23 protein-coding genes and 2 pseudogenes are annotated in these 25,680 nt (G+C 73.5%); 13 read left to right on the top strand and 12 right to left on the bottom strand.

What is annotated here, in order from left to right:
- The 3 genes from MKK82_RS20220 to MKK82_RS20210 all read left to right on the top strand — a co-directional run.
- Positions 1–135 (top strand): sugar transferase (locus MKK82_RS20220; protein WP_243986516.1); only part of this gene is annotated, 135 nt, incomplete at its 5' end.
- Positions 136–240: 105 nt separating this feature from the next.
- A complete protein-coding gene (locus MKK82_RS20215) occupies positions 241–474 on the top strand; it encodes a hypothetical protein (protein WP_238287986.1) in 234 nt (77 codons plus the stop codon).
- A 286-nt stretch (positions 475–760) separates the two neighbouring features.
- Complete coding sequence (locus tag MKK82_RS20210; protein WP_243986589.1) at positions 761–1,585, top strand: hypothetical protein; 825 nt, start codon at positions 761–763, stop codon at positions 1,583–1,585.
- A gap of 152 nt (positions 1,586–1,737) precedes the next feature.
- Here MKK82_RS20210 and MKK82_RS20205 read toward each other — a convergent pair whose 3' ends face one another.
- The 3 genes from MKK82_RS20205 to MKK82_RS20195 are packed head-to-tail and all read right to left on the bottom strand — an operon-like array spanning position 1,738 to position 5,165.
- Positions 1,738–3,102 carry an NtaA/DmoA family FMN-dependent monooxygenase gene (locus MKK82_RS20205; protein WP_238287990.1) on the bottom strand — a complete coding sequence of 455 codons (1,365 nt, stop codon included), beginning with the start codon at positions 3,100–3,102 and terminating at the stop codon, positions 1,738–1,740.
- A 16-nt stretch (positions 3,103–3,118) separates the two neighbouring features.
- Positions 3,119–4,171, bottom strand: coding sequence for an LLM class flavin-dependent oxidoreductase (locus MKK82_RS20200; RefSeq protein ID WP_238287992.1), 1,053 nt, complete (start codon positions 4,169–4,171; stop codon positions 3,119–3,121).
- A 4-nt stretch (positions 4,172–4,175) separates the two neighbouring features.
- Entirely contained in the window at positions 4,176–5,165 is a 990-nt protein-coding gene (locus MKK82_RS20195) for an ABC transporter substrate-binding protein (protein ID WP_243986587.1), read from the bottom strand.
- Between the two features lie 495 nt (positions 5,166–5,660).
- On the opposite strand from MKK82_RS20195, the gene MKK82_RS20190 reads away from it, so the two are divergent.
- The 5 genes from MKK82_RS20190 (at position 5,661) to MKK82_RS20170 (ending at position 9,228) form a co-directional block, all read left to right on the top strand.
- Positions 5,661–6,884 carry a monooxygenase gene (locus MKK82_RS20190; RefSeq protein WP_243986585.1) on the top strand — a complete coding sequence of 408 codons (1,224 nt, stop codon included), beginning with the start codon at positions 5,661–5,663 and terminating at the stop codon, positions 6,882–6,884.
- A gap of 7 nt (positions 6,885–6,891) precedes the next feature.
- Positions 6,892–7,170 (top strand): hypothetical protein, encoded by a 279-nt coding sequence (locus MKK82_RS20185; protein ID WP_238288027.1) that lies wholly within the window; start codon positions 6,892–6,894, stop codon positions 7,168–7,170.
- 125 nt (positions 7,171–7,295) lie between these two features.
- Complete coding sequence (locus MKK82_RS20180) at positions 7,296–7,835, top strand: hypothetical protein (protein WP_238288029.1); 540 nt, start codon at positions 7,296–7,298, stop codon at positions 7,833–7,835.
- 59 nt (positions 7,836–7,894) lie between these two features.
- Positions 7,895–8,467 (top strand): hypothetical protein, encoded by a 573-nt coding sequence (locus MKK82_RS20175; protein ID WP_238288031.1) that lies wholly within the window; start codon positions 7,895–7,897, stop codon positions 8,465–8,467.
- A 260-nt stretch (positions 8,468–8,727) separates the two neighbouring features.
- Positions 8,728–9,228 carry a peptide deformylase gene (locus MKK82_RS20170; protein WP_238288033.1) on the top strand — a complete coding sequence of 167 codons (501 nt, stop codon included), beginning with the start codon at positions 8,728–8,730 and terminating at the stop codon, positions 9,226–9,228.
- A 207-nt stretch (positions 9,229–9,435) separates the two neighbouring features.
- On the opposite strand, the gene MKK82_RS20165 is transcribed toward MKK82_RS20170, so the two are convergent.
- A complete protein-coding gene (locus MKK82_RS20165; RefSeq protein WP_238288035.1) occupies positions 9,436–10,779 on the bottom strand; it encodes a dicarboxylate/amino acid:cation symporter in 1,344 nt (447 codons plus the stop codon).
- Between the two features lie 295 nt (positions 10,780–11,074).
- Here MKK82_RS20165 and MKK82_RS20160 point away from each other — a divergent pair, with 295 nt between their 5' ends.
- Both MKK82_RS20160 and MKK82_RS20155 read left to right on the top strand, forming a co-directional pair.
- On the top strand, positions 11,075–12,967 hold the full coding sequence (locus MKK82_RS20160; protein ID WP_238288051.1) for an ATP-binding protein: 1,893 nt from the start codon (positions 11,075–11,077) through the stop codon (positions 12,965–12,967).
- Complete coding sequence (locus tag MKK82_RS20155; protein WP_243986584.1) at positions 12,964–14,313, top strand: sigma-54-dependent transcriptional regulator; 1,350 nt, start codon at positions 12,964–12,966, stop codon at positions 14,311–14,313. The genes MKK82_RS20160 and MKK82_RS20155 overlap by 4 nt, the downstream gene beginning before the upstream one ends.
- Before the next feature lie 36 nt (positions 14,314–14,349).
- Here MKK82_RS20155 and MKK82_RS20150 read toward each other — a convergent pair whose 3' ends face one another.
- The 4 genes and pseudogenes from MKK82_RS20150 to MKK82_RS20135 all read right to left on the bottom strand — a co-directional run.
- Positions 14,350–15,240: a polysaccharide deacetylase family protein gene (locus MKK82_RS20150; RefSeq protein WP_238288063.1), complete on the bottom strand. Its 891-nt coding sequence runs from the start codon at positions 15,238–15,240 to the stop codon at positions 14,350–14,352.
- Between the two features lie 154 nt (positions 15,241–15,394).
- Positions 15,395–15,580 (bottom strand): annotated as a pseudogene (locus MKK82_RS34000) (NAD-dependent epimerase/dehydratase family protein); the annotation flags it as partial.
- A gap of 337 nt (positions 15,581–15,917) precedes the next feature.
- The gene (locus MKK82_RS20140) at positions 15,918–16,943 is read right to left on the bottom strand and encodes a histone deacetylase family protein (protein WP_243986582.1); all 1,026 of its coding nucleotides are present in this window, start codon (positions 16,941–16,943) and stop codon (positions 15,918–15,920) included.
- Between the two features lie 249 nt (positions 16,944–17,192).
- A pseudogene (locus MKK82_RS20135) lies at positions 17,193–18,287 on the bottom strand (HD domain-containing phosphohydrolase); the annotation flags it as partial.
- 532 nt (positions 18,288–18,819) lie between these two features.
- Between MKK82_RS20135 and MKK82_RS20130 the strand changes: the two are divergent.
- Together MKK82_RS20130 and MKK82_RS20125 are read left to right on the top strand one after the other, a co-directional pair.
- Positions 18,820–19,704, top strand: a complete 885-nt coding sequence (locus MKK82_RS20130) for a LysR substrate-binding domain-containing protein (protein ID WP_238288068.1) — start codon at positions 18,820–18,822, stop codon at positions 19,702–19,704.
- A 186-nt stretch (positions 19,705–19,890) separates the two neighbouring features.
- The gene (locus MKK82_RS20125) at positions 19,891–20,235 is read left to right on the top strand and encodes an MliC family protein (protein ID WP_238288070.1); all 345 of its coding nucleotides are present in this window, start codon (positions 19,891–19,893) and stop codon (positions 20,233–20,235) included.
- Between the two features lie 289 nt (positions 20,236–20,524).
- On the opposite strand, the gene MKK82_RS20120 is transcribed toward MKK82_RS20125, so the two are convergent.
- Both MKK82_RS20120 and MKK82_RS20115 read right to left on the bottom strand, forming a co-directional pair.
- Positions 20,525–20,812, bottom strand: a complete 288-nt coding sequence (locus MKK82_RS20120; protein WP_238288072.1) for a hypothetical protein — start codon at positions 20,810–20,812, stop codon at positions 20,525–20,527.
- 151 nt (positions 20,813–20,963) lie between these two features.
- A complete protein-coding gene (locus tag MKK82_RS20115; protein ID WP_238288074.1) occupies positions 20,964–21,374 on the bottom strand; it encodes a DUF1236 domain-containing protein in 411 nt (136 codons plus the stop codon).
- A gap of 258 nt (positions 21,375–21,632) precedes the next feature.
- Here MKK82_RS20115 and MKK82_RS20110 point away from each other — a divergent pair, with 258 nt between their 5' ends.
- Entirely contained in the window at positions 21,633–23,321 is a 1,689-nt protein-coding gene (locus MKK82_RS20110) for a thiamine pyrophosphate-binding protein (protein WP_238288084.1), read from the top strand.
- A 96-nt stretch (positions 23,322–23,417) separates the two neighbouring features.
- Here MKK82_RS20110 and MKK82_RS20105 read toward each other — a convergent pair whose 3' ends face one another.
- Together MKK82_RS20105 and MKK82_RS20100 are read right to left on the bottom strand one after the other, a co-directional pair.
- Positions 23,418–24,161, bottom strand: coding sequence for a dienelactone hydrolase family protein (locus MKK82_RS20105; protein WP_238288087.1), 744 nt, complete (start codon positions 24,159–24,161; stop codon positions 23,418–23,420).
- Positions 24,162–24,303: 142 nt separating this feature from the next.
- Positions 24,304–25,632, bottom strand: a complete 1,329-nt coding sequence (locus MKK82_RS20100) for an Nramp family divalent metal transporter (RefSeq protein ID WP_243986580.1) — start codon at positions 25,630–25,632, stop codon at positions 24,304–24,306.
- Positions 25,633–25,680: the final 48 nt, after the last annotated feature.

The following is a 25,680-nucleotide window of genomic DNA, read 5'->3' as shown; positions in this document are numbered from 1 at the left end:
GGCCGCTCCGACACCACCTACGCCGAGCGCGTCGCCCTCGACCTCGACTACGCCACCCGCTGGAGCCTGCGCCGGGATCTCGCCATCCTCCTGCGCACAATCCCCGCCGTCCTCGCCCAGCGCGGAAGCCGCTGAGCCGGGCGCAGGACTGGATTGGCGGCGCGCCACCGCCGTCATGACCGCGGGTGCGGGATCGGTCTGCCACCCGTCCGAACTTAAGCTGGGCGGGTACGAACTGCGATGAAGGGCCTGTTGCTGAACGCGCTGCTCGGGTTGTGTCTCGGGCGGTTCGGCTCCGTGTGGTGGCTCCTGGTGTTCCTGCCGGTCGTGGCCGCCGAACTCGCCTACGGCGTTTACGTGTACCACCTCGGCCTGCATGCCGGCTTCATCCGGCGCGCCGTGACCCTGCTGGTCTGCGGCCAGTTCGGCTTTCTGCTCGGCGCGCTCCTGCGCCCCATGCGCGGCGAGACGTGAGGGTCGAAGCGGGCGCAGCCGATTCCGGAGGCTGGGCCGACGATGACGGCTTCCGGCCGGTATCGGATGACGGATCGCCACCCCGGGGGCGCTCGGCCGCGCGAGCGCCCGCATCCGGGAGCGCGGCGCCCCCCTGGCGCCCCCCTGGCGCCCCCCTGGCCGCCCCCCTGGCGCCCCCCTGGCGCCTTGGCCCTTCCCCCGGTTCTCGTGATAGCCAAGCCCCGGCTCCGAAGCCGCCGTGGATCGGCGGCCAGACGCACGGGATACGGTCGTGGAAGCGATATGGGTGACCGCTCTCATCCGAGCGTCGACCTCGGGAGCCGTCGTCGTGCTCGCCTCGGTGCTGGCCGAACTCCTCGGGCCGGTCTGGGGGGCGCTGATCATCAGCCTGCCGGTCTCCGCCGGGCCGGCCTACGTGTTCATGGTCCTGGAGCATGACACCGCCTTCGTGGCCGACGCGGCCCTCAACGGGTTCGCGGCGACCGCGGGGACAGGCCTGTTCCTCCTCGTCTATGCCCGCCGCGCGGCCGGCCGAGGTCTGGCCCGCAGCCTCGGCCCGGCGGTGGCGGCGTGGGGCGCGGCGGCCGTTCCGATCGCCGCAGTGTCGTGGACGCCGCTGACGGCGTTCCTGCTCAACGCGGCCGTCTACGGTGCGGGTACCCTGATGCCCCGGCCGGCGGCGGGACCGTCGCTCGTCCGGAGCACCGTCGTCGCGAGGCCCCGGCCGCTGGACCTCCTCGTCCGGGCGGCCGCCGTCGCTCTGTTCGTGACGGCCATCCTGGCCCTGAGTTCAGCCTTGGGACCGGCGCGAACCGGGGTCATCGCCGCCTATCCGGTCACCCTCACGAGCACCTTCGTCATCCTGCACCGCCGCGTCGGTGGAGCGGCGATGGCACGGCTGGCCAGCATCACGATCCGCGGCGTGTTCGGCTTCGGCCTGACCCTGCTCACGCTTCACCTGACGATCCGGCCACTCGGTGCCGCCCTCGCCCTTGCGGCCGCGCTCCTCGTCTCTCTGACCTACTCGGCCGGGCTTCTCGCCCTGCAGAGCCGCCCGGGTCCGCAGGGCGAGAAGCCCGGCCGGTACGGTCGCTTCGCCAGACGGCCCTGACGCCCGGTCCGGTCCCGTGCGGCGGCTTTGCGGTGGCCGCGCGCGCCGGTCATCGGGACTGCACCGTCCATTTGGCGATCGCCACGGGACGCCCGGACCCGTCGGGTCGGGGCGCCCGGCGGGGCCGGATCCCACCGCCCAGGCGCGCGGCCTCAGGCGGTGCGCGGGGCGACCGCTTCGGAAGCCGCTCGGGCAGCCGCTCGGGCGGTATGGCGGCTCGGTGGCCGTGGCAGGCCGAGATGGTCGCGCAGGGTCGCGCCCGCGTAGTCGTGCCGGAACAGGCCGCGCCGCCGGAGGATCGGCACCACCGCGTCCACGAAGGTCTCCAGCCCGTCCGGCAGCACGTCCGGCATCAGGTTGAAGCCGTCCGCCGCGCCGGCCCGGAACCACGCCTCGATGTCGTCCGCGATCGCCTCGGGCGTGCCCGCGACGATGCGGTGGCCGACGCCGCCGCCCAGCGCCCGCAGGAGCTGGCGCACGGTCAGCCGGTCCCGCCGGGCGAGCGCGACGGTGCCGAGGAACAGCGTGTGGTTGGCGTCCGGCGGCAGCGGCAGCGGGTCGGGGAGCGGCCTGTCGAGGTCGAGCCGCGCGGGATCGATCCGCAGGGTGCCGGCGAGCCGGGCGAGGCTGTACTCCAGCGGTACGAGGTCCCAGAGCTCGTCCTGGCGGCGGCGCGCCTCGGCCTCCGTGGAGCCGATGACCGTTGCGAGGCCGGGCAGGACGACCAGCGCGTCCGGCCCGCGCCCGCAGCGCGCCGCCCGCGCCCGCAGGTCCCGGGCATAGGCCGCGCCGTCCTCAACGGTCTGGGCCAGGGAGAACACCGCGTCGGCGGTGGCGGCGGCGAGCGCGCGCCCGTCCTCCGAGCCGCCGGCCTGGAAGGTCACCGGGCAGCCCTGCGGGCTGCGCGGCACCGTGAGCGGTCCCTCGACGGAATAGTGCGCGCCGCGGTGATGGATGGCGTGGACCTTCCCGGCATCGACGAACCGGCCACCCGCCTTGTCGCCGAGGAAGGCGTCGTCCTCCCAGCTGTCCCACAGGGCGTGGACCAGCTCGGTGAACTCGCGCGCCCGGGCGTAGCGCGCCCCGTGCTCGGACGCGCCCGCGAAGCCGAAGTTGCGGCCCGCGGCGGCATCCGCGGTGGTGACCACGTTCCAGCCCGCCCGGCCGCGGCTGACGAGGTCCAGGCTCGCGACGCGGCGGGCGAGGTTGTAGGGCTCGTTGTAGGTCGTCGAGGCGGTGGCCACGAGGCCGACATGGCTGGTGGCCGCCGCGACGCTGGCCAGCACCACCGTGGGTTCGAGGGCGTTGAACGGCCGGTGGTCGATCCGGTCGTTGATCGCCGGCGTGTCGGCCAGGAAGATCGCGTCGAGCTTGCCCCGCTCCGCGACGCGGGCGACGCGCACGAAGTGGTCGATGTCCACGAAGGCGTCCGGCCGGCTGTCCGGCAGCCGCCACGCGGACGGGTAGACGCCCGAATGCAGCAGGTTGACGTTGAGATGCAGGGTGCGTCCGCTCATCGCAGTAAATCCCCGGTCAGCGGACGCGCGGCAGGACCTGCTCGGCGAAGCGGCGCATCTCCGCCTCGAAGGGCTGGAACTGCAGCATGAACAGGTCGATGCCGGCCGCGTAGAACGCCCGGATCCGCTCCGCCACTGTGGCGTAGCTGCCCACCAGCCCGGCTGCCGTGCCGCCGTTGGTGCCGACGTGGCGGGCGGCCCCCGCATCGGTCTTGGCGAACATCGCGCTGGCCCGGTCGGTCCGGGCGCGGGTGTCGGCGCGCAGGCCCGCGTCGCGCTGCGCCAGGGTGAGGAGCCGCGCGTGCTCGGCCACCGCCTCCGCGTCGGTCTCCCGGGCGATCACGAAGGCCGAGAGGCCGAAGCGCAGCGGGCCGTTGGACGCGGGCCGCCGGGCGACGTCGGCGATCAGGGCGGCGACGTCGGGCAGCGGCTGGCCGTTGAGGAACCAGACATCCGCGTGGTCGGCGGCCAGCGCCCGGGCGGGCTCCGACTCGCCGCCGAGATAGATGGTCGGCCGCGGCCGGAAGGTGCCGGCGGGGCGCAGCTGGTAATCCTCCACCTGGAAATGCGCCCCCGCGAATGTGACCCGCTCGCCGCGCATCAGCCGGTCCACCAGGCCGATCCACTCGCGGCCGTAGGCGTAGCGGTCGTCATGCGCGGGGAACGGCAGGCCGGCCCGCTCGAACTCGGCCCTGTTCCAGGCATTCACGAGGTTCAGGGCGAAGCGGCCGCCGCTGACGTGCTCGATCTGGAGCGCCATCTTGGCGAGCACCACCGGATGGTAGAGCCCCGGCTTGATCGCCGCGATGATCTCGATGCGGCGGGTCAGCGCCGCGAGCGCCGCCGCGGCGGTCCAGGCCTCGAGCTGGTCGCGTTCGCCGTCGTAGGGGTTCATCGTGTGCTGGGCGACCAGCACGGAGTCGAAGCCCAGGGCCTCCGCCTCCAGCACCAGGGCGCGGTTGCGCGCCCAGCTGGCGTCGTCCGGCTCGTCGGGATCGTGGTGGGAGGCCCGGGAGCCGTGGACGGCCGCCCAGATGCCGAAGCGCGGCGCGCGTGTCGGTCCGGCCATGGCCTCAGCCCCGCTCCGCGGGCGGCTGCCAGATCGGCACGGCGGTGGCGTCGAGGGCGCGGGGGATGAGCTTGGCCTCGTGGAACACGTCGGCGATGGCCTGCTGCTCGCCGAGCTGGGCGCGCTCCACCGGCTCGACCGCGTAGGTGCGGCGGCTGTTGGCGGCGGCCACCACCGAAGCCGGGAGGTCGCCCCAGATCGGGGCGAGGAGCGCGACGGCCTCCTGGGGGTTCGCCCGCATCCAGGCTCCGGCCTCGACGAGCGCCCGGTAGACGGTCGCGACGACCTCGGGCTGCGCGGCGACGAAGCTGTCGTTGACGAGATAGTAGCGGTGGTAGCTCGTCAGCCCGGTGGCGTCGGCGACGACGCGCACCGGGCGCTTGGCCTCCGCGAAGGCGAGGAACGGGTCCCAGATCGACCACGCGTCGAGGCTGCCCTGCTCGAAGGCGGCCGCCCCCTCCGGCGCCTGAAGGTAGGCCGGCTTGATGTCGGCGAAGGTCAGCCCGGCGCGCTTCAGGGCGGCGGCCAGCACGTAGTGGCTGCCCGAGCCCCGCGAGACGCCGACCGTGCGGCCCTTGAGGTCCGCGACCGTGCGGACCGGCGAGGCGGCGGGCACGATGAGCGCCTCGGCGGACGGTGCGCCCCGCTCGCGGGCGTAGAAGGTCAGCGGCGCCCTGGCCGACTGGGTGAAGATCGGCACCGCGTCGGCGACGTCGGCGTGGATGTCCACGGCGCCGGCCGTCATCGGCTCGATCACGCTGGTGAACAGGTGCCAGCTCGGGGTGAAGCCCAGCGGCGCGAGGCGCTCGGCGAGCGTCCCCTTCACCTTCAGCACGGTGAACAGCACCGACGAGCGCTGCATGCTGATCCTCACCGCGCGGGGTCCGGCCCGCACGGCCGGTGCGCCGAGCGCCACGGCGGCGGCCCCGCCGAGGCCGGTCCGCAGGAGCGAGCGCCGGGACGGGGCGATCCGGCACAGGACGTCGTCGGTCATCAGGATCTCGCGGAATGTTCGGTCTGGCTGAAAGTCGGTCGGGCGGGAATCCGGTCGGGCCAGACGGAGGGCGCCGTGGACGCGACGGCTGTCCCGTCCTCAAGACGCGCCGCGTCGCAGCCCGGCCTGCTCTATTGAAGACCATCGTCGAGCGGCGGATCAATGAAATGTATTTTCGATTTCCCCGCGGACCGTGAAGGTTCGTCCCCTGGAATGACGGACCGGCAGCGGTCCTGAACTCCGGGCGCTGCGAAGCCGGCGCGGTGAGGTCGGAACGCCCGGTAAAAGAGCCCGTTCCGGGCCGACGCGATGCGAAGAACGGTTCTCCTTCGCGGCCGCAGAACACAGGATGGAACTATTCACGCCGCCGGATCAGGGGAACGACGCTTCCAAACTCGCATCGACCGCCGTGTTTTACCTTGAGATCGGGCTTCATCTGGTTGAGTTCATGGGGTGCCGCTCCGGGACGGCAGGTCAATTCGGGAATGGAAAGCCATGTCGCAGACGGAAGCGGGCTGGGGCGCGGGTCCGAGCGGGCGCTACGAGACCCTGGCCGACCGCTTCCGCCCGGTCTTCGCCGAGATCCGCGCCACCGCGGTGGGCCGGGACCGCACCCGCGGCCTGCCCCATGCCGAGATCGGCTGGCTGCGGGAGGCGAACTTCACCACCCTGCGGCTCGCCCCCGAGGAGGGCGGCCACGGGGCCAGCCTGCCCGAGCTGTTCGCGCTCCTGATCGAGCTGTCGAAGGCGGATTCCAACGTCACCAACGCGCTGCGCGCCCATTTCGGCTTCACCGAGGACGCGCTCTGCGCCTCGTCCGCCGCGTGGCGTGCCGCCTGGATCGCCCGGATCGGCGCCGGCGAGACCGTCGGCAGCGGCGTCTCGGAGACCGGCCCGGCCAAGGTCGGCGCGTTCGACACCGTGGTCCGCCGCCGGGACGGGAAGCTCGTGGTCGACGGCCGGAAATTCTACACCACCGGCGCGCTCTTCGCCGATTACATTCACCTGTCGGCCGAGGACGAGACGGGCGGCGCCGTCACCGCCGCGGTGCCGGTCCGGGCGCCGGGGGTGACCATCGTGGACGATTGGGACGGGTTCGGGCAGGGGCTGACGGCCAGCGGCACCGCGACCTTCGAGGGGGTGGCGCTCGATCCGGCACTGATCAAGCCCGATCCGGCCCGCTTCCCCTACGCGATGGCGTTCTTCCAGCTGGTGCATCTCGCGACGCTCGCCGGCATCGGCCGGGCGGCGGCCGAGGACGTGGCGCGGCTGGTGGCCGAGCGCACCCGGGTCTACAGCCACGGCAATGCCGGGCGCACGGCGGAGGATCCGCAGATCCAGGCGGTGGTGGGCCGCGTCCGCGCCCATGCCTACGCGGCCGGGGCCGTGGTGCTGAAGAGCGCCGAGGCGCTCCAGCGCGCCTACGAAGCGCACCGGGCCGGCGACGGCCCCGGGGCGGACCGGGCGACCACCCTCGCCGATGTCGAGGTCAACCAGTCGGTGGGCGTCGTCACCGACCTCGTGCTCCAGGCGACGACGACGCTGTTCGACGCGCTGGGCGCCTCGGCGGTGAAGACCGGCCTCGGCCTCGACCGCTACTGGCGCAACGCCCGCACCATCGCGTCCCACAACCCGCGGATCTACCGGGACCGGATCGTCGGGGCCTTCGCGATCACCGGCGCGCCGCCGCCGCGGCAGTACCGCGTCGGATCGGCGTGAGGCGACGGTGCCGCGCCGCCGCGACCGCCTGCGCCCGGGCGCCTGCCTGTATCCCGGCGGCCACCACGTCGCCGCCTGGCGGCACCCGTCCGTCAAGGCCGAGGCCGGGATCGACGCCGCCCATGCCCGGCAGATCGCCCGCACCGCCGAGGCCGCGAGGTTCGACCTGATCGTCCTGGCCGACGGGGTCAGCCTCCGGGGCGACGACCGCGACGCCACGACCTCCCGGGATGGCGCCGGGATGGCCACGCTGCGCGCGACTGCGGCCCCGGCAGTGATCGTCTAGGTACTTTGCCGGGGGCGGCGGACAGGATCGCCAGATTGCGCCAAACGTGTGTAGGTTGCATCACAGAGGACTGAGCGGAATGGTTCGGTGCCGCAGGGTGGCCTCGACGTGGCCGGGAGACGCGGATGGTGCGCTCACTACCTGGATCGGCCCTCCTCCTTCTGGCGTCGTTCTCCCTCCTCGTCCCAGCCGTCTGCGAGGCCAGGCCGAAACGCGTCAAGCTTCCCATGCTGGAGGTCCCCGACGACGCGGAGCCGCCGAGCCGGCGGATACCCTTCGTCGACCGATCCGCGTTGATAGGAAAGCCGATCGAACTCTCGAACGCCGACGACCGGCGGGTCCTGGCGCGGGAGCAACTCCTGTGGAGCCGGTTGAACGGTTCGCTTTGCACGGGATGCGGCGAGACTCGGCGCATCCGCAAGGTTGCCTACGTCGATCCGATCGCCGTTCTCAATGCGAAACCTGCACTTCTTGTTGCCGCTGTCGCGCCTGTTCAAGCGATCAAGCGGGGACGTGCCGCCCGGATCCAGCTGGCGCATCGGCGACATCATAGATCAAAGCTCTATTCCTACTACAATCGGCTTCGATATGCTGTTCTGAAGTGGCGCAGACATCACCGTGTCCGGACGCGTGCGGTGCACCGTAATTGGACTCCGGACGCGTGAGACTGCTATAGCCAAGCTCAAGCTCGGCTAGAATGGCCGGGTACGGCACGAGAGCGGCCATGCGTTTGAATCGAATCGGAGCGCTCGCGGCTCTGCTGCTGACGACGAGTGCCTGTTCGCATCTGCCGATGGGGCCGACGGCCTACAGCGCGCTGCCCTCCAATCCGCCGGCCGGCCTCGCGCCGGCGACCCTGCCGGCGACCCTGGCGCCGGCCGCGGCACCGCTTGCGGAGGCGGCGCCCGTCCGGCCCGAAACCGACGTCGCCCTGGCACCCGTCGTGATCCCCGGCACCTGGAAGCTGCGGGATGTCGAGACGCGGCGGGGCAGCGTGAACCCCTTGGCGGCCCTCGAGGCGTCGGTGCGCACCCGCCTGGCCTGGGAGACCCTGCATCCGGAAGATCTGTCGGAACAGCCGAAGCCGGCGGCGCGGTCGTTCAGGTCGCTCAGGACCGACGTCACGGAGACGTCGGCCACGTCGGCTGCCGGATCGCCCGCCGGATCGCCCGCCAAGGCGTCTGCGGACGCTAAGCTCTCGGCCGAGCCGCCGGCGAACTACAATCGTGAGGCGGCCATGACCGCCCTCCTGAAGGGCGGGAAGGACGCCGCGAAGAGCATCTGCTCGGGGTGCTGACCGCGTCGCGCCCCGCGACGCCTCGGCCTCACCGCCGGGCCGCGGACGGCGCGGCGGCGAGCCGCGGAGCCGGCACCGGGCGGGCCGACCCTGCCCGCCGCGCCGGTCACGCTGCGGAGGACCGGTCCGCGGCCGAGCGCGGTGCGACGCGGACCGGCTCCGACGGAGAGCCCTAGGCCTGAAGGCCGGCCGTCCGTATCACGGGCGCCGCCGTCGCGTTCGTTTCCGAACCGCGACACACCGCTCTCCGTGAATGGATCATGCCGGCCCGTCCCCTCGTCCTGTTCCCCGATCCCCGCCTCTCCCACCCGGCGACTCCGGTCGACGCGTTCGGGCCGGACCTCAAGGCCCTGGCCGAGGATGTGCGGGACACCCTTCTGGCGGCGAGCGCCCTCGGCCTGACCGCCCCGCATATCGGCGTGCCCGCGCGCGTCGTCGTGATCCGCATGGCGCCGGACGCGGATCCGCGCGCCTACGTGAACCCCGCGATCCTGTGGGCGTCCGCCGACACGGCGACCCACGACGAGGGCAGCGTCAGCATGCCGGGCATGCGCGAGCGGATCACCCGGTCGGCCCGCATCCGGTTCGGCTACCGCGACCTCGACGGGCTCGCCCACGAGGCGGAGGCGGATGGCTTCCCGGCCGCGATCGTCCAGCACGAGATCGATCAGCTCGACGGCCTGTTTTGGATCGACCGCCTGTCGCGGCTGAAGCGCGAGCGGTTGCTGAAGCGGTTCTGGAAGCAGAAGCCGGCACCGTGAGCGGCCCCCCGCCGCCAGGCCCGGGGCGTCCGGCGGGCACGGGATGATCCGCGGGGACGCGTCCGGAGCGCCGCCGCGGCCGCGCGCCGAACCGAACCGGGCCGGGAAGCCGGACGGCGTTCAGCCGCCCGATGGCGCGAGCGGCTGAACACATCCGGTTTCGAGGCGCCGCGGGTCCGGCCTGCGCGGGACCCGCGGCGAGGGCGATCACTCGGCGGCGTGCAGGACCGGCGCCGGCGCCAGGGCCGGCGCGGTCCTCCCGGCCAGCGCGGCAGCGAGCTTGTCCTCGTCGACCTCGTTCTCCCAGCGCGCGACCACGATGCAGGCCACCGCGTTGCCGATGAAGTTGGTCAGCGCGCGGCACTCGGACATGAACCGGTCGACGCCGAGGATCAGCGCCATGCCGACCACCGGCACCGAGGGCACCACGGCCAGCGTCGCCGCCAGGGTGATGAAGCCCGAGCCGGTCACGCCCGCCGCGCCCTTCGACGACAGCATGGCGACGAGCAGCAGCAGGGCCTGCTCGCCGAGGCTCAGCGGCGTGTCGGTCGCCTGCGCGATGAACAGGGCCGCCATGGTCATGTAGATGTTGGTGCCGTCGAGGTTGAACGAGTAGCCCGTGGGCACCACGAGGCCGACCACCGGCTTCGAGCAGCCGGCCCGCTCCATCTTCTCCAGGAGCGACGGCAGCGCCGATTCCGAGGAGGACGTGCCGAGCACGAGCAGCAGCTCCTCCTTGATGTAGCGGATGAGCTTGATGATCGAGAAGCCGTTGTAGCGGGCCACTGCGCCGAGCACGACCAGCACGAAGATCGTCGAGGTCAGGTAGAACGCGCCGACGAGGTAGGCGAGGTTCGCCAGCGAGCTGATGCCGTACTTGCCGATCGTGAACGCCATGGCGCCGAAGGCGCCGATGGGGGCGACCTTCATGATGATGTTGACGACGCCGAACACCGCCTCGGACAGCACCTTGATGATGTCGAGCACCGGCTTGCCGCGGTCGCCCAGGAAGGCGAGGCCGAAGCCGAACAGCACCGAGAAGAACAGCACCTGCAGGATCTCGCCGCCCGCGAAGGCGCCCACCGCAGTCGTCGGGATGATGTTCATCAGGAACTCGACGATGCTCTGCTCCTTGGCCTTGCCGGCGTAGGTGGCGATCGCCTTCGGATCGAGGGATTTGGGGTCGATGTGCAGGCCGTTGCCCGGCTGGAGCACGTTGGCCACGATCAGGCCGACGATCAGCGCCAGGGTCGAGAATGTCAGGAAGTAGATCAGCGCCTTGCCGCCGACCCGCCCGACCTTCTCGAGGTTGGTCATCCCGGCGATGCCCGAGACCACCGTGAGGAAGATCACCGGGGCGATGATCATCTTGACGAGCTTGATGAACGCGTCGCCGAGCGGCTTCATCTCGGCGCCGAGCTGCGGATAGAAGTGTCCGAGCAGGATGCCGATCGCGACGGCGACCAGGACCTGGAAGTACAGGGTCCGGTAGAGCGGTCTCGGCTTGGCGGGCGGATGGGGCGCGGTGAGCGGTGACGGTACGGCAGCCATGGGTCGTTCTCCCTGTCGGCGGTTGCGATCGGGGCGGGTGGCACCGGAACGATCCGGCGGGGTCCGCGCTTGGTCTTGGCCTTCCGGCGCGCAGCTTTGCCGTGGGGGCATGGCTGCGTTTCGGCGAGGGAATGGCAACCGGCGTGCCATGTGCCGGAACGGGGCGACTTTTTAGTAAGGCGCTGTTCGGGAACAGGTTTTTGTCGGAGCTCCGCGTCCGCCCCGGGGCGCGGCGTGCGGGAATCCGCACCGGCGCGGCCCGGGCGGTCCGGTTTTCCGCACGGGCGACCGGGCGTTGACCGGACTCGCCGAGCCGGAACGCGGCGGGTGGGCGGCCCGCCTCCCGTCGCGCCGCGTCCTCCTCGTCCTCGCCGGCCTCTGCGCCGTCCTGGTCGCGGCCTGGCTCGCCGGGCGCGCGGCGGAACGCTGGGTCCTGGCGGACCTGCGGCGCGGCGCCCGCTCGGCGATCGGGCTCCAGGTCGGCCTGCTGCTCGCCGAGATGCAGAAGCAGGCCTCCCTGCCCCTGGCGCTCGCGGCCGACCCGGAGGTCGCGGCCGCGGTCGAGACGGGGGCGGGGCGCGACCTCCTCGACCGGGTCGACCGGCGGCTCGCCGAGGTGGCGGCGGCCACCGGCTCGGCGGTCCTCTACGTCATCGGTGCCGACGGCGTGACGGTCGCGGCCAGCAATGCCGGCGGGGACCGGAGCTTCGTCGGGCGCGACTACGCGTTCCGGCCGTATTTCCGGCGGGCGCTCTCCGGGGGGGCCGGCTCGCAATTCGCCCTCGGCACGGTGAGCGGCCGACCCGGCCTCTACCTCGCCCGGCGCATCGGCGCGGCGGCCGGCGTCGTGGTGGTGAAGGTCGAGTTCGACGCGGTCGAGGCGGCGTGGCGCGCGGCGCAGGAGGTTACCTTCGTCACCGATGCCCGCGGCATCGTCCTCGTCACGAGCGAGCCGGGCTGGCGATTCGGGACGCTCGGCGCGGTGGACGCGGCCGAGCGGGCGCGGATCGGCGCCGGCCAGGATTTCGGCGCGGCTCCGCTGGAGAAGCTGCCCCTGCATCCCACCGGCATCCCCGACGTGGTCCGCGTCGGACGGGGGGCGCTGCCGGCCTGGACGGCGGTCGCCACGCGGGCCGCCGTGCCGGGGACCGACTGGCAGTTGCACGCCCTCACCCCGGTCGGGACGGCGGTGGACCGGGAGCGGCTGCAGGCCTGGATCATCGCCGCCCTGACCACGGCGCTGGCCGGCTTCGGGGCCGCCGCCCTGGCCGACCGGGGCCGCCGGACGCGGGCGCGGCTGGCGGAGGCGGCCGCGCGGCGGGTGGAGCTCGAGACCCGCGTCGCGGCGCGGACCCGCGCCCTGCGCGAGGCCAACGCCCAGTTGCGCGCCGAGATCGAGGAGCGCCAGCGGGCCGAGGCCGAGCGCGAGCGCCTGGGGCGGGAACTGGCACAGGCCGGACGGCTCGCGGCCCTCGGCCAGTTCGCCGCCAGCATGGCGCACGAGATCAACCAGCCGCTGGCGGCGATCCGCTCCTACGCCGACAACACGGCGGTCCTGGTCCGGCGCGGGCGGAATGAGGACGCGGCCGAGAACGCCTTCGCCATCGGCCGGCTCACGGACCGCATCGCCGGTCTCACCCGGCAGCTCAAGGGCTTCGCCCGGCGCGCCTCGCCGCGGCGGGAGCCGGTCCCGCTCCGCGCGGTCCTCGACAACGCGCTGGAGCTGGTGCGCGCCCGCGCCGCGGCCCTGCGCGTGCCGCTGGAGGCCGACCTGCCCGGCCCCGAGCTGCGGGTCCTGGGGGACGGGCCGCGGCTGGAGCAGGTCCTGGTCAACCTGCTCCAGAACGCCCTCGACGCGGTCGCCGGGCGCCCGGACGGCCGCGTGACCCTGAGCGTCGCCGCGGAGGGCGCCGAGCGCGTGGCGGTGGCGGTGACCGATACCGGCCCCGGGATCCCCGAGGCGGAGCGCGGCCAGATCTTCGACGCGTTCTTCACGACCAAGGCCGACGGCCTCGGCCTGGGCCTCGCCATCGCCCGCGGGATCGTGGAGGATTGCGGCGGGAACCTGATCCTGGCCGTCCGCGACGGCGGGGACGGGCCGGCGGCCGGCACGGTCTTCCGGATGGAACTCATCCGGGCGGCCGCGGCTGATCCGGCCGCGGGAGGACGCGTGGGGGCGATGCAGTGAGTGGGGACGCGGACGGGGCGACCGGGCGCGTCGTGTTCATCGACGACGAGGCCGAGGTGCGCCGGGCCAACGGCCAGAGCCTGGAACTCGAGGGCTTCGCCGTCGAGGCGTTCGCCGCGGCCGAGCCGGCGCTGGCGGCGATCCTGGCCGTGTCCCCCGGCGTCGTGGTCAGCGACGTGCGCCTGCCCGGCCTCGACGGGGTCGGCCTGCTGGCGCGGCTGCAGCGGGTCGATCCGGATCTGCCGGTGATCCTCATCACCGGCCACGGCGACATCCGGATGGCGGTCGCCGCCATGCAGGGGGGCGCCTACGACTTCCTGGCCAAGCCCTACCCCGCCGAGGCCCTCGTCGCCTCCGTGCGCCGGGCGCTGGAGCGGCGGCGCCTGGTGGTGGAGAACCGCGCGCTGCGCGCCCGCCTCAACGCGGCGATCGAGGAGGATCCGGCCTTCCTGGGCGATTCCCCCGAGATCGTGCGGCTGCGGAGCCTGGTGCGCGAGGTGGCGCGGGCCGACGTCGACGTGCTGGTGTCCGGGGAGACGGGATCCGGCAAGGAGGTGGTGGCCGGCGCCCTGCACCGGTGGAGCCGCCGGGCGGCGCGCAACCTCGTGGCGATGAATTGCGGCGCCCTGCCCGACAGCGTCGTCGAGAGCGAGCTGTTCGGGCACGAGGCGGGCGCCTTCACGGGGGCGCTCAAGCGGCGGGTCGGGCGCATCGAGCATGCCCACGGCGGCACGCTGTTCCTCGACGAGATCGAGAGCATGCCGCTGACGCTCCAGGTCAAGCTCCTGCGGGTGCTCCAGGAGCGCACCGTGGAGCCGCTCGGCACCAACGAGGTGCGGCCCGTGGACATGCGGGTCGTGGCCGCCACCAAGGTCGATCTCGGGCAGGCGGCGGCGCAGGGCACGTTCCGCGACGACCTCTACCACCGGCTCAACGTCATCACGGTCGCGATCCCGCCCCTGCGCGATCGGGGCGACGACGTGATGCTGCTGTTCCAGCACTTCCTGCGCCGCGCCGCCGAACGGTTCGGGAAGGCCGTGCCCCCGGTCACCCCGGCCGTCCGCGACCACCTGCGCGGCCATGCCTGGCCCGGCAACGTCCGCGAGCTCGGACACTTCGCCGAGCGCTGCGCCCTGGGCCTCGTCGAGGCGCCGCAGGCCCCGCCCGAGGCCGCCCCCGGCGGTCTCGCCGAGCAGGTGGACCGCTTCGAGCGGCGGCTGATCCGGGACGAGCTGCTGGTCGCGGGCGGCGACGTGCGGGCCGCCGCCGAGGCCCTCGGCCTGCCGCGCAAGACCCTCTACGACAAGATGGCCCGCCACGGGCTCACGCCGGGCGACTACCGCTGACGCCTCCGCGCCGTCAGCCCGCGCGCCCTCAACCCCTCAGCCCGCACTGCCTGGACCCGGGCCGACGTGGTCGGCGATGGCGCCGGCCGTGGTGAGCCAGACGTCGGCGCGGCGCCCGGCGATGTGCTGCAGCGCCCGGCGCAGGGGCCTCAGGCGGTGCGGGCGCCCAACGATGTAGGGGTGGAGGGCGAGGCCCATGACCAGGGGCGCGGCCTGCGCCTGCTCCAGCATCTCGTCGAAGGCGTCGACGATCATGTCGGCGAACTGGCGGCCCGTCTCCTTGCGGGCGATGATCGCGGGGATGTCGTTGAGTTCCTGCGGATAGGGCACCGCGAGGATGCGGCCGCCGCCGCGCGTGGCGAACCACGTCGGCTGGTCGTCGTGGTCCCAGTCGAGCAGGTAGCGGTAGCCGGCCTCGGCCAGGAGGTCGGGCGTCACCCGCGACTGCGAGATCCACGGCCCGAGCCAGCCGGCCGGCGGCTGGCCCTCCCGGGCGGCGATCGCGGCCGTCGTCTCGGCGATCAGCGCCCGCTCGGCGGCCTCGTCGAGGGTGCCCTGCCGCTCCGCGTTGGTCCGCCCGTGGGCGACGATCTCGTCGCCCCGCGCCCGGAACGCCTCGATCAGCCCCGGACAGTCCCGGTAGAGGTTGCTGTTGACCAGCACGCTCGCCGGCATCGCCAGCTCGTCCAGCAGCGCAGCGATCCGCCAGGCGCCGACCCGGTTGCCCCAGTCCCGCCAGGCATAGTTGAGCACGTCCGGCTGCGGACCGCCCGGCGCCAGCTCGGCGCCCAGGCCTTCGCCGAACGCGAAGGTCTCGAGGTTCAGCCCGATATAGACCGCCAGCCGCCTGCCCTCCGGCCAGTCGAAGACCGGCCGGTCCGGGAGGGCGCTGTAGGGGTAGCGGCCGTGTCCGGCATCCGTGTCCATGAGATGTCCTGTTGCGCGGCACCGGGACGGGCCGCTCCCGCCCCGCCGCCCTCGACGACGCGGCTCAGCGCAGGTCCCGGAAATAGGCGATCGTCCGCTCGAGCCCATCCCGGACCGACACGGTGGGCGCCCAGCCCAGCAGATCCCGGGCCTTCGTGATGTCGGGGCGGCGCTGGTGCGGGTCGCCGAGCAGATGGGCGATGTTCCGCCGCCGCCCCCTGAAGAAGTTGTCGAGGCACAGGACATCGCGGCCCTGTGCCAGCAGCCGCTCGCAGAGATGCGAGCCGATGAAGCCCGCGCCGCCCGTGACGAGGATCCGCTCCGTGTCACCGTAGGGCAAGCAAACACATCCCCGCGTCCGGATCGGATCTCCTGGATATGACGCGAAGTCTTGGATCCATGTGAAAAATCGCAATGTCCAGTTGGGAATATCCTTGACTCTTGCGTGGTCAGATTCAGCGCCGTGACGCCAGCGCCGCCCGTCGCGGGACCGATGCCGGCCGGAGCGCCCCGTCGGGGCGGGCGATCGGGAGCCGTCCGGCCGCGACACCGGGGCCGGCCCGGTCCGAAGACCCCGCGGCCCGACCGCGGCCCGACCGCAGCACCGGGCCGGGCGAAGGCGCGCCGGCGGTCTCCCGCCGGAGCCGTTCCCGGTCGCGTCGCCGCCGGACGGGGCGCTAGCGGGCCGCGTCGAAGGCGGCGAGGAATGCCGTCAGGTTCCGGGGCAGGGCCGCGCAGCGGTAGCCGCCCTCCTGGACGAGGGCGGTGGGCAGCCCGGCCTCCGCGATCCGCGCCGCCGCCGCCTCGAAGCCGGCTTGGGTCACCCGCAGGGCGCCGATCGGATCGTCCTCCGCGGCGTCGAGGCCAAGCGCCACCACGAGGCCGCGCGGGGCGTGCGCGGCGACCCGTGCCAGCCCGGCCTCCACGGCGGCGAGCCAGGGGGCGTCGCCCGAGCCCGGCGGCAGCGGCAGGTTCCCGTTGAAGCCCGCGCCGGGCCCCTCCCCCGTCTCGTCGGCGTAGCCGGCGAAGAACGGGAAGTAGTCCGACGGGTCTGCGTGCACCGAGACGGTGAGCACGTCGGCGCGGGCGTAGAAGATGCCCTGCGTGCCGTTGCCGTGGTGGACGTCGATGTCGAGGATCGCCACCGGGCCGCCCGTGGCGGCCAGCATCCGCGCCGCCGCGACCGCGCTGTTGTTCAGGAAGCAGAAGCCGCCCGCGGAATCCGCGTAGGCGTGGTGGCCCGGCGGCCGGCACAGGGCGTAGGCGTGGCCCGATGCCAGCGCCGCGTCGGCGGCCGCCACCGCGCATTGCGCCGCGCCGTAGACCGCCGGCCACGTGCCGGCCCGGATCGGGGTCGAGGTGTCGGCCATGTAGAGGCCGGCGAGCCCCAGGAGCCCCGCGGGCTTCCGGTGCATCTGCGGACGGGCGAAGGCGCCGGTGAGGATCTCGTCGCCGATCCCCGGCATCTCCGCCCGCCGCGCCCAGGCCTCGGCCAGGAACGCCACGTAGTCCGGATCGTGCACCGCCCGGATCGGGTCGAGGCCGTGGTCGCCGGGCGCGGCGAGGGCGTGGCCGCCCCGCAGGGCCGCGTCGCGCAGGATCGCGTAGCGTGCGGCCTGCTCGGGATGCGGGATCGGCGTGCCGCGCCGCCAATACCGTTCGGGATCGTGCCGGGCCGTGTCGGGCGTGTGGAAGATGCGCATCCCGCGAGGTTAAGGCCCAACGGGGTGCGCGTCATCCGTCCGGGCCGCCGGCCCGCGGGGAAGACGGGGACGCCTGCGGCCGTCGGTTCGCGTGTCGCGTCCGCCGCTCGGGCCGGCGCGCTCCCCGGCCGCGCCGTCCGGCGCGCCCGCGGGCCGGGGCTTCGCCCGTGGCCCGGCCGGCTCCGGCGCTCCCGGTTCCCGGGCCGCGGGCACGGGCGGGGCGTGGACGCGCCGATCCGACGGCGCGGGGGACGCGGCGATCTCGCGCAGCAGAATCGGGACCCGCGCCCAGGGCTCGGTGACCGGCCGGATCGGGGCCGGGGCGCGGTCGCCGGCGGCCCGGATCTCCGGCCAGCGCGCGCAGAAGGCCTCCACGCAGGCCGGATCGAAGTGGCGGCCGCTGTCGGCCCGCAGACAGGCGAGCGCCGCCTCGAAGGACATGGCCTCCTTGTAGGGCCGCGACGTGGTCAGGGCGTCGAACACGTCGGCCACCGCGACGATCCGGGCCGCCAGGGGGATCTCGGGGCCGGCAAGCCCCTCCGGGTAGCCGCTGCCGTCCCATCGCTCGTGATGCGACGCGGCGATCTCGGCGGCCAGCCGGATCAGCTCGGAGGCGCTGCCGCCCAGGATGCGCTGGCCGATGGCCGCGTGCGTCTGGATCAGGGCGAACTCGTCGGGGTCGAGGCGGCCGGGCTTCAGCAGCACGCCGTCCGGGATCCCGACCTTGCCGACGTCGTGGAGCGGCGCCGCGAGGTAGAGGCTGCGGCAGGCCTCCGGGGGCAGGCCGAGCGCCTCGGCCACGATCTGGCTGTAGCGGGCCACCCGCCACGTGTGATCGCCGGTGTCGTTGTCGCGGTACTCGACGGCCAGCGCCAGGCGGAAGATGATCTCCTCCTCGCGCTCGCGCATGTGGCGGAGCGCCGCCTCCACCTCGCCGTCGAGCCAGGCCGCCTGCTCGGCGAGCCGCCGCACCGCCTTGGCCAGCCGGATCACGTTGCGCAGCCGCACGGTCAGCTCGACGCCCGGCATGGATCGGTCGAGGAAATCGGTCGCGCCGGCCTCCAGGGCGGCGAGCCGCACGGCCTCGGACACGTCGTCGGTGATCATCACCATGGGCACCTGGGCGTAGTGCGGGATGGTCCGCATGCACCGGATGAAGGCGATCCCGTCCAGGGCGGGCATGCGGCAAACGACCAGCACGAGGTCGAAGGCGCGCATCTGCGCCTCCACGAGGGCGGAGGCCGTGTCGGCGTGGTCGGTCACGCTCACGCCGCGCTGGGCCTCCAGCAGCCGGCGCAGCCGCAGGCGCATGGTGGTGCTGTCGTCGACCAGGAGCGCGTCCATCATGGATTCCCGTGTCGGAGCGCGGAACCGGCCGGCGCGGGGGCGCGCGGCCGGTCGTCGGGGCCGCGGGATCCGGCGCCGCGTCCTCGCGGACGCGTCCGGCTGGACGCGGCGACAGGTCGGAGTGAGAGTTGTGCGATCATCGCGGAACGTTCGAATGCCGAGATGGGATGTTGATTCGGTGCCGGTTAAATTAAAATGAATGAAGACCGCGGTAATGATGGATCAAGATCGAGTAAATTGCAGTGGATCTATACCAAAAAATACTGCGTTTGCGTCGATTAAAAGCACGATACGTACTGAGTATTGGGTACTGACTATGCGATAGTGATATCGATGGCGGCAACGTATTTTCATGCCCGTGACCAGGATTGTCGTGGGCGGATGCGCGCCGGCCCTGCGGCGCGTCCCGCTGACAGGTCGGCGGGCCGGCGCTACCGTCGGTCCGTGAGCGCGGGCCGGCAGCCCGGAGAGCGCGTCGCACGGCGTGTCGGGTGGCGTGTCGGGTGGTGGGTCGGGTGGTGACTGGGCGATGATGCGGTTCGATCTCACCGATCTCGGCCTGTTCCGGCACGTGGTCGAGGCCGGTTCGATCACCCACGGCGCGGCGCGGGCGAACCTCGCCCTGGCGGCGGCCTCGACGCGGATCCGCCTGATGGAGGAGTCCCTCGGCGCCGCGCTGCTGACCCGGGGGCGGCAGGGCGTGAGCCCGACCCCGGCCGGACGCGCGCTCCTCGTCCATGCAAGGGAGGTCCTGGCCGGCGTGGAGCGCCTGCGCGAGGAGATGGCGGCCTTCTCGGGGAGCGCCTTCGGCCAGATCCGGGTGCTGGCGAACACCAACGCGCTCACCGAGTTCCTGCCGGACGCGCTCTCGGCCTTCCTTTCCGGACATCCCGGGATCGGCGTCGAGATCGACGAGCGCACCTCCGAGGAGATCGTCGGGCTGGTGGCCGAGGGCGCGGCCGATCTCGGCATCCTGTCGGGCACGGTGGATACCGGCTCGCTCCAGACCTTCCCGTTCCGCGAGGACCGGTTCGTGCTGGTGGCGGCCCGGGACCATCCCCTGGCGGCGCGGGGCGCGATTCCCTTCGCCGAGGTGCTGGACCACGATCTCGTCGGCCTCGACCGGCGCAGCGCCATCAGCCGGTTCCTCGTCGCTCAGGCGGTGCGCGAGGGCCGGCCGATGCGGCTGCGGGTGCAGCTGCGCGACTTCGAGGCCGTCTGCCGGCTCGTCGCGGCCCGGGTCGGTCTGGCGATCCTGCCCGAGAGCGCGGCCGCCCGCGCCGCGCAGGATCTCGCCCTCGCGGTGGTGCCCCTCGCCGACTCCTGGGCGCGGCGCGACCTGACCCTGTGCCTGCGCGACCTCGACAATCTGCCGCCGTTCATCCGAGCCTTCGTGGCGGCGCTGAGGGACTAGCGGGCGAGGCCCCGGAACCGCCTGGAGGCGGTCGGGCCGGTCCGCTGGCGGACCAGGCGGTGGACCAGGCGGCGGATCGCGGTGGAACGCCGCTCCGCTCGCTGCGACGGGTTCTTCGTGGCAGTCTGCCGGCCGAGTCGCCGCCCTGTGCTTCGGAGGCTGCGGATCGGCACCGCAGGAGGACCCGTGAATCGTCTGCTGCCCCGCGACGGCATCGCCGCCCTGCTCGCCGCGGGCCTCGTGGTCCCGGCAGCCCCGACGCGAGCCGCATCGTCCACGATCCGCCACGTCGCCTTCGCCTGCCCGGCCGGCCGGACCCTCACGGTCGCGTTCGACATCGGCAACCTGGAGGCGCCGGCCGTCGTCCACCCGCCCGGCGGTCCGGCGGTGACCCTGCCGGTCCAGCCGCACGCGGATGGGATCCGGTACGGGGACGGGCGCCGCGAATTGCGCGGCAAGGGGCGCGTGGTGACCTGGAGCGACGCGGGCAAGCCTCCCGTCACCTGCGCGGAGACCCCCGCCGACAGGTGAGCGCCGACGGGTCCGCGCCGGGGCTCCGCACCGGAATGCGCCGCTTCCGCCCAACAACGTCCCGCCCGGCAACGTCCCGAGCGCCCGGCCCGGAGGCAACGCGCCCCCTTCGCCCGCCGGTGATCCGACCCGCGATCCGCGATGATCCCCCGGGTTCGGCAGGCACCTTCCGACGGCGTCGGGCCGCAGCGCGAAGAGGATCCGCCGCGGACCGGCCCCGCGCCGCGGCGGTTTCCTGCGCTCGGCCTCGGCATCGGAGGGGCGCCGGGCACGCCCCCGCCAGGCGGCTTCAGCGCCACCGCTCCTCCGTGCACGCCAGCACGTAGACGACGTGCATGCAGCGTGCCTGGGCGGCTTGCGAGGTCGCGTCACCCATGCACGCCCGCATCCCGACGGAGAGCAGGCCCCGATCGACGTCCTGATCCCGGGCACAGGTGAAGATGGGCTGGAAGCCCTCGAACCGGCTCACCTGCCAGAAGATGGCCATGAACGAGAGCAGGCAGAACGCGCAGACCAAGAACCGGTTGTCGTAGAACCAGTGCCTCCGATCGGCCTTCGCGGCGACGCGCTCGGTCATTCGGCCACCGGGGGCGCCAACGGAATCGCGGTCTGGACCACCCGTGCTCTCCAAGCGGATCGCCCGCCCCATCCCGCCGGACCCCTCGGCCACGCGCCCACCGGCAGGAGGTGCCGGTCGGGGTGCCGGTCGGGGTGCCCGTCGGGGGCCGTCAGTCGATCACCTCCACGATGCGGCGCGATCGCGGCTCGACGAGAACCGGATGGTGGTTGACGATCGTGTAGCTGTACTCCGGCAACGCGAACTCGCGCGGGACATCGTAGTACACGACGCCATCTTCCGGTAGCACGGTCCCGACCCGCACGGGGCCCGCGAGCGCGATGGACGGGCGGCGCTCGCCGAGCGCGTAGATGCGGAACCGCTCCCGCCGGTCGACGCCGAGGATGCCGTTGGCCGTGCCCACGGCCGCACCGATCGCGCCGCCGACGACCGCCCCGAGGGGGCCCGCCATCTCCGCGCCGCGCGAGGCGCCCTCCTGGGCCCCGCGCTCCAGCCCCTGCGCGTGGGCGGCCGCGGCGAGGCCCAGCGTGGCCAGGAGCGCAAGAGGAGTCGCGATCCGCATGATGTGTCGTCCGGGTCGGTGGCATGAACCCTCCGGCTTGCGCCCGAGGGAGCGGGGGCATCCCGGCCGGAGGATACCGCGAAAAGGCTGCCGATGGGTTGCCGCACGGCCTCGGCCGGGCGCCGCATCCCGCAGGGCGGGCCCGAGGCGCCCCGCGCGACGGTCCGGCGCGACCCGGCAGGTGCGGGCGCGGCCGCGGCATTGCCCCGGTCCGCCCATGGGTTAGCCTCGGGCTGATTCCGTCGGAGGGGACAGGGCATGCCGATCGAGACCGTGGAGACCGCCGGCCGCCGCCGGGGCGCCGACCTCCTGGTGGAGGTGCTGCGCTCGGAGGGGGTGCGCTACATCTTCGGCAATCCCGGCACCACCGAATTGCCGCTCATCGACGCGCTCACCGAGGCGCCGGACATCGCCTACATCCTCGCCCTGCAGGAGGCGACCGCGGTCGCCATGGCGGACGGCTACGCGCAGGGCGCCCGCCGGCCCGCCTTCCTCAACCTGCACACGGCCGGCGGCCTCGGCCACGCCATGGGCGGGCTGGTGAACTCGCAGGTCTCAGGCACGCCGCTGGTGGTCACAGCCGGTCAGCAGGACCTGCGCCACGCGCTGACCGACCCGCTGCTGATGGGCGACCTCGTCGCCATCGCCGACCCGGTGATGAAATGGGCCCGCGAGGTGACGAGCCCGGACCAGATCCCGATCCTGCTGCGCCGGGCCTTCCACGACGCGGGGGCGGCCCCCTCCGGTCCGGTCTTCCTGTCCCTGCCCATGGACGTGATGGAGGCGATGTCGTCGGTGCCGGCCGGCGAGACCTCGACCATCGACCAGCGGGCGGTGGCGGGCTCCCTCGACCGGCTGGCGGAGAGGCTGGCGGCCATCGCGCCCGGCCGCCTCGCCCTGATCGCGGGCGACGAGATCGACGCCTCGGACGCCTCGGCGCAGATGGTGGCGCTCGCCGACCTGCTGGCGGCGCCGGTCTACGGCTCGTCCTGGCCGGCCCACATCCCCTTCCCCACCGCGCACCCCCTCTGGGCCGGCAACCTGCCGACCCGGGCCGACGCCATCGCCGACATCCTCGGACGCTACGACGCGGTGTTCGCGCTGGGCGGCAAGTCGCTGATCACCGTGCTCTACTCGGAGGTCTCGGCGGTGCCGCCGGGGGTGCAGGTGTTCCAGCTCTCGGCCGACGTGCGCGACCTCGGGCGCACCTACGCCACCGCCCTGTCGACGGTGGGCGACATCCGCGCCTCGCTCGACGCCCTGCTGCCGCTGCTCGGCCCCCGCCTCGCCGACCGCGCCGACGCCTTCGAGCACCTGCGCAGCCAGGCCGTGACCGCGCGGGCCGGGCGCCGGGCGAGGCTCGCCGCCGCCGCCGACGCGGCCTTCGAGGATCCGGTGATCGCCCCGCTGGTCGCCGCCCGGGAGGTCGCCCGCGCGGTCGGGGCCGAGACCACCATCGTGGACGAGGCCCCCGCGACGCTCACCCACCTGCGCACCTTCCTCGACAGCCCCTCGGCGCATCAATACGCGGCGATGCGCGGCGGCGTGCTCGGCTGGGGCATGCCGGCCGCCGTCGGGTTTTCCCTGGGCCTCGACCGCGCGCCCGTGGTCTGCGTGGTCGGCGACGGGGCCGCGATGTACTCGCCCCAGGCGCTCTGGACGGCCGCGCACGAGAGGCTGCCGGTCACCTTCGTGGTGATCAACAACGCCGAGTACAACATCCTCAAGACCTTCATGAAGGGGCAGGCGCACTACGCCTCGGTGCGCGCCAACCGCTTCATCGCCATGGACCTCACCGATCCGCGCATCGATTTTCTGGCCCTGGCCGCTTCCATGGGCGTGCCGGGCCGCCGGGTGACCGCGGCCGCCGACATCGCCCCGGCGATCGAGGCCGGGATCCGCTCGGGGTGCGCCAACCTCGTGGAGGTGGTGGTGCGGGCGACGTGAGGGCTGTCGGGCGGAGGCCGGTCACAAGCCCTGTGCCGGGCCCTGCGCCGCGGCGTCTGCCGCGTCGTCTGCCGAACCCTGCGCGCGGGCTTCCGCTCATCCCCCGCGACGCAGCGTCCGGCTGAAGAGGCCGAGCATCGCGTCCCAGCCGCGCGCGGCCGCGACCGGGTCGTGGACCGGGAAATCCGGCATCATCCAGCCATGCGCGGCCGGATAGGTCTCCGCCCCGTAGCGGACGCCCGCTTGGCTCAGGGCCGCCTCCAGCCGCGCGGCCATCTCGGGCGGGTAGCTCCGGTCGTTCTCGGCCGCCGCGATGTAGACCTCCGCCCTCAGCCGCGGCGCGGCGCGGTGGGGGCTCGTCGGCTCGTCGGTGGCGAGATTGCCGCCGTGGAAGCTGGCCGCGGCCGCGAACCGGTCGGGATAGGTTCCGGCCGCCGTCAGCGCCATGGGGCCGCCCATGCAGAAGCCCACCGCCCCGACCGCGCCCCCCGCGACATCGTCGCGTGTGTCGAGATAGGCGAGCAGGGCGCCCGTATCCTCGGCCGCCTTGACGTTGTCGGTCGTGGCCATCAGCGGCCCCAGGATGGCGCGGAAATCGCCCTTGAACACCTCCGCGGGCACGAACGGCCCGTAGGGGCCGTAGCGATAGAACAGGTCCGGCAGCAGCACGACGTAGCCGCCCGCCGCGAGCTGCCGCGCCAGGTCGACCAGGGCCGGCCGGATGCCGCCGGCATCCATGTAGAGGATCACCGCGGGCCAGGGCCCGTCGCCGTCCGGCGTGACGGCCTGCATCGCGCACGTCCCGTCCTGGGTTCGGATCGCGACGTCCTGGACAGCCATGCGGTGTTCCTCGCCCGGGCGGTGAAGCCTTCTGCGCCCGGTCGCCGGAAACCGCCAGGGGCCCGGGGAGACCGGGACGCCGGACGTCCGCGTCCCGCCCGTCCGGGAACGGGACGGGTGCACCGGCCTCGGGCGCGGGGGCTCACGCCAGCCCCGGGATCGGCACCCCGAAGGCCGCGGCGAGCAGCACCACGTTGAGGCCGAGCACCAGGGCGGCCCCCGCCACGGCGGCCGCCTGGGTGAGCGGCCCGTTGGCGAAGGGCCCCATCACGGCCCGGCGCCGGGTGAACACCACCAGAGCCACCATCGGCACCGGCAGGGCGAGGGACAGCACCACCTGCGACAGGACCAGGGCCTGGGTCGGGTCGACCCCGATGGCCACAACCGCGAAGGCCGGCAGCATGGTCACGAGGCGGCGGACGAGGAGCGGGATCCGCCAGCCGGTGAAGCCCTGCATCACCATCTGCCCGGCCAGCGTTCCCACCACCGAGGAGGAGATCCCGGAGGCGAGCAGCGACACCAGGAAGGCCGCCCCGGCCGCGGGGCCGAGGAGGGGCGTCAGGGTGCGGTAGGCCTCGCCGATCTCGGCGACCCCGCTGTGGCCGACATGGAAGGCCGCCGCCGCCATGATCACCATCGCCATGTTGACGAGGCCCGCCAGCAGCAGGGCCACCACCACCTCGCGGTTCGAGTAGCGCACCAGCAGGCGCCGGTCGGCCTCGGTCCGGGGATTGCCCCGCCCCTGGGTCAAGCCGGAATGCAGGAACAGGGCGTGCGGCATCACGGTGGCGCCGATGATCCCCACCGCGATGGTGAGGGCCTGCGCGTCGGGAATCCGCGGGGTGACGAGGCCCTTGGCGGCCTCCCCCCAGGCCACGGGCGCGATCAGGAGCTCGACCGCGTAGCAGAGGCCGATGGTGCCGACCATCACGCCGATGGCGATCTCCATAGGCCGGAAGCCCTCGTGCTCCAGGAGCAGGATCGCGTAGGTGACCACCGCGGTGATCGCCATGCCGACCATCAGCGGCATGCCGGTGAGCAGCGACAGCCCGATGGCGCCGCCCAGGAACTCCGCGAGGTCGGTGGCCATGGCGGCCACCTCGCTGATCCCCCACAGGGCGAGGCGCACCGGGCGCGAGGTCGCGTCCCGGCAATGCTCGGCGAGGTTCTTGCCCGTGACGATCCCGAGCTTGGCCGAGAGCGCCTGGAACAGCATGGCGGTCAGGTTGGCGAGCAGCACCACCCAAAGCAGGCCGTAGCCGTAGCGGGCGCCGGCCTGGATGTTGGTCGCGAAATTGCCGGGGTCCATGTAGGCGATCGACGCCGTCACGGCGGGCCCCGCGAACAGCAGGAACCGGCCCCGTCCGCCGGGACGGCCGTCGAGGACGTCGCGGATGGCGCCCTCGGTCCGCCGGCTCATCGCCCCGGGCGCGGTGCGCCCGGGGACCGTCGCGGCGTTCGGCGCCACCATGCTCACCCTCTCCTCAAAAATATAGCGGATGCTATATTCAGGGTTCGA

It is taken from the genome of Methylobacterium sp. E-046 (assembly GCF_022829625.1).
Classification (GTDB): Bacteria; Pseudomonadota; Alphaproteobacteria; order Rhizobiales; family Beijerinckiaceae; genus Methylobacterium; species Methylobacterium longum.
Note: the sequence above shows the minus strand (reverse complement) of the source record. Positions and strands in the feature narration are given on the sequence as shown.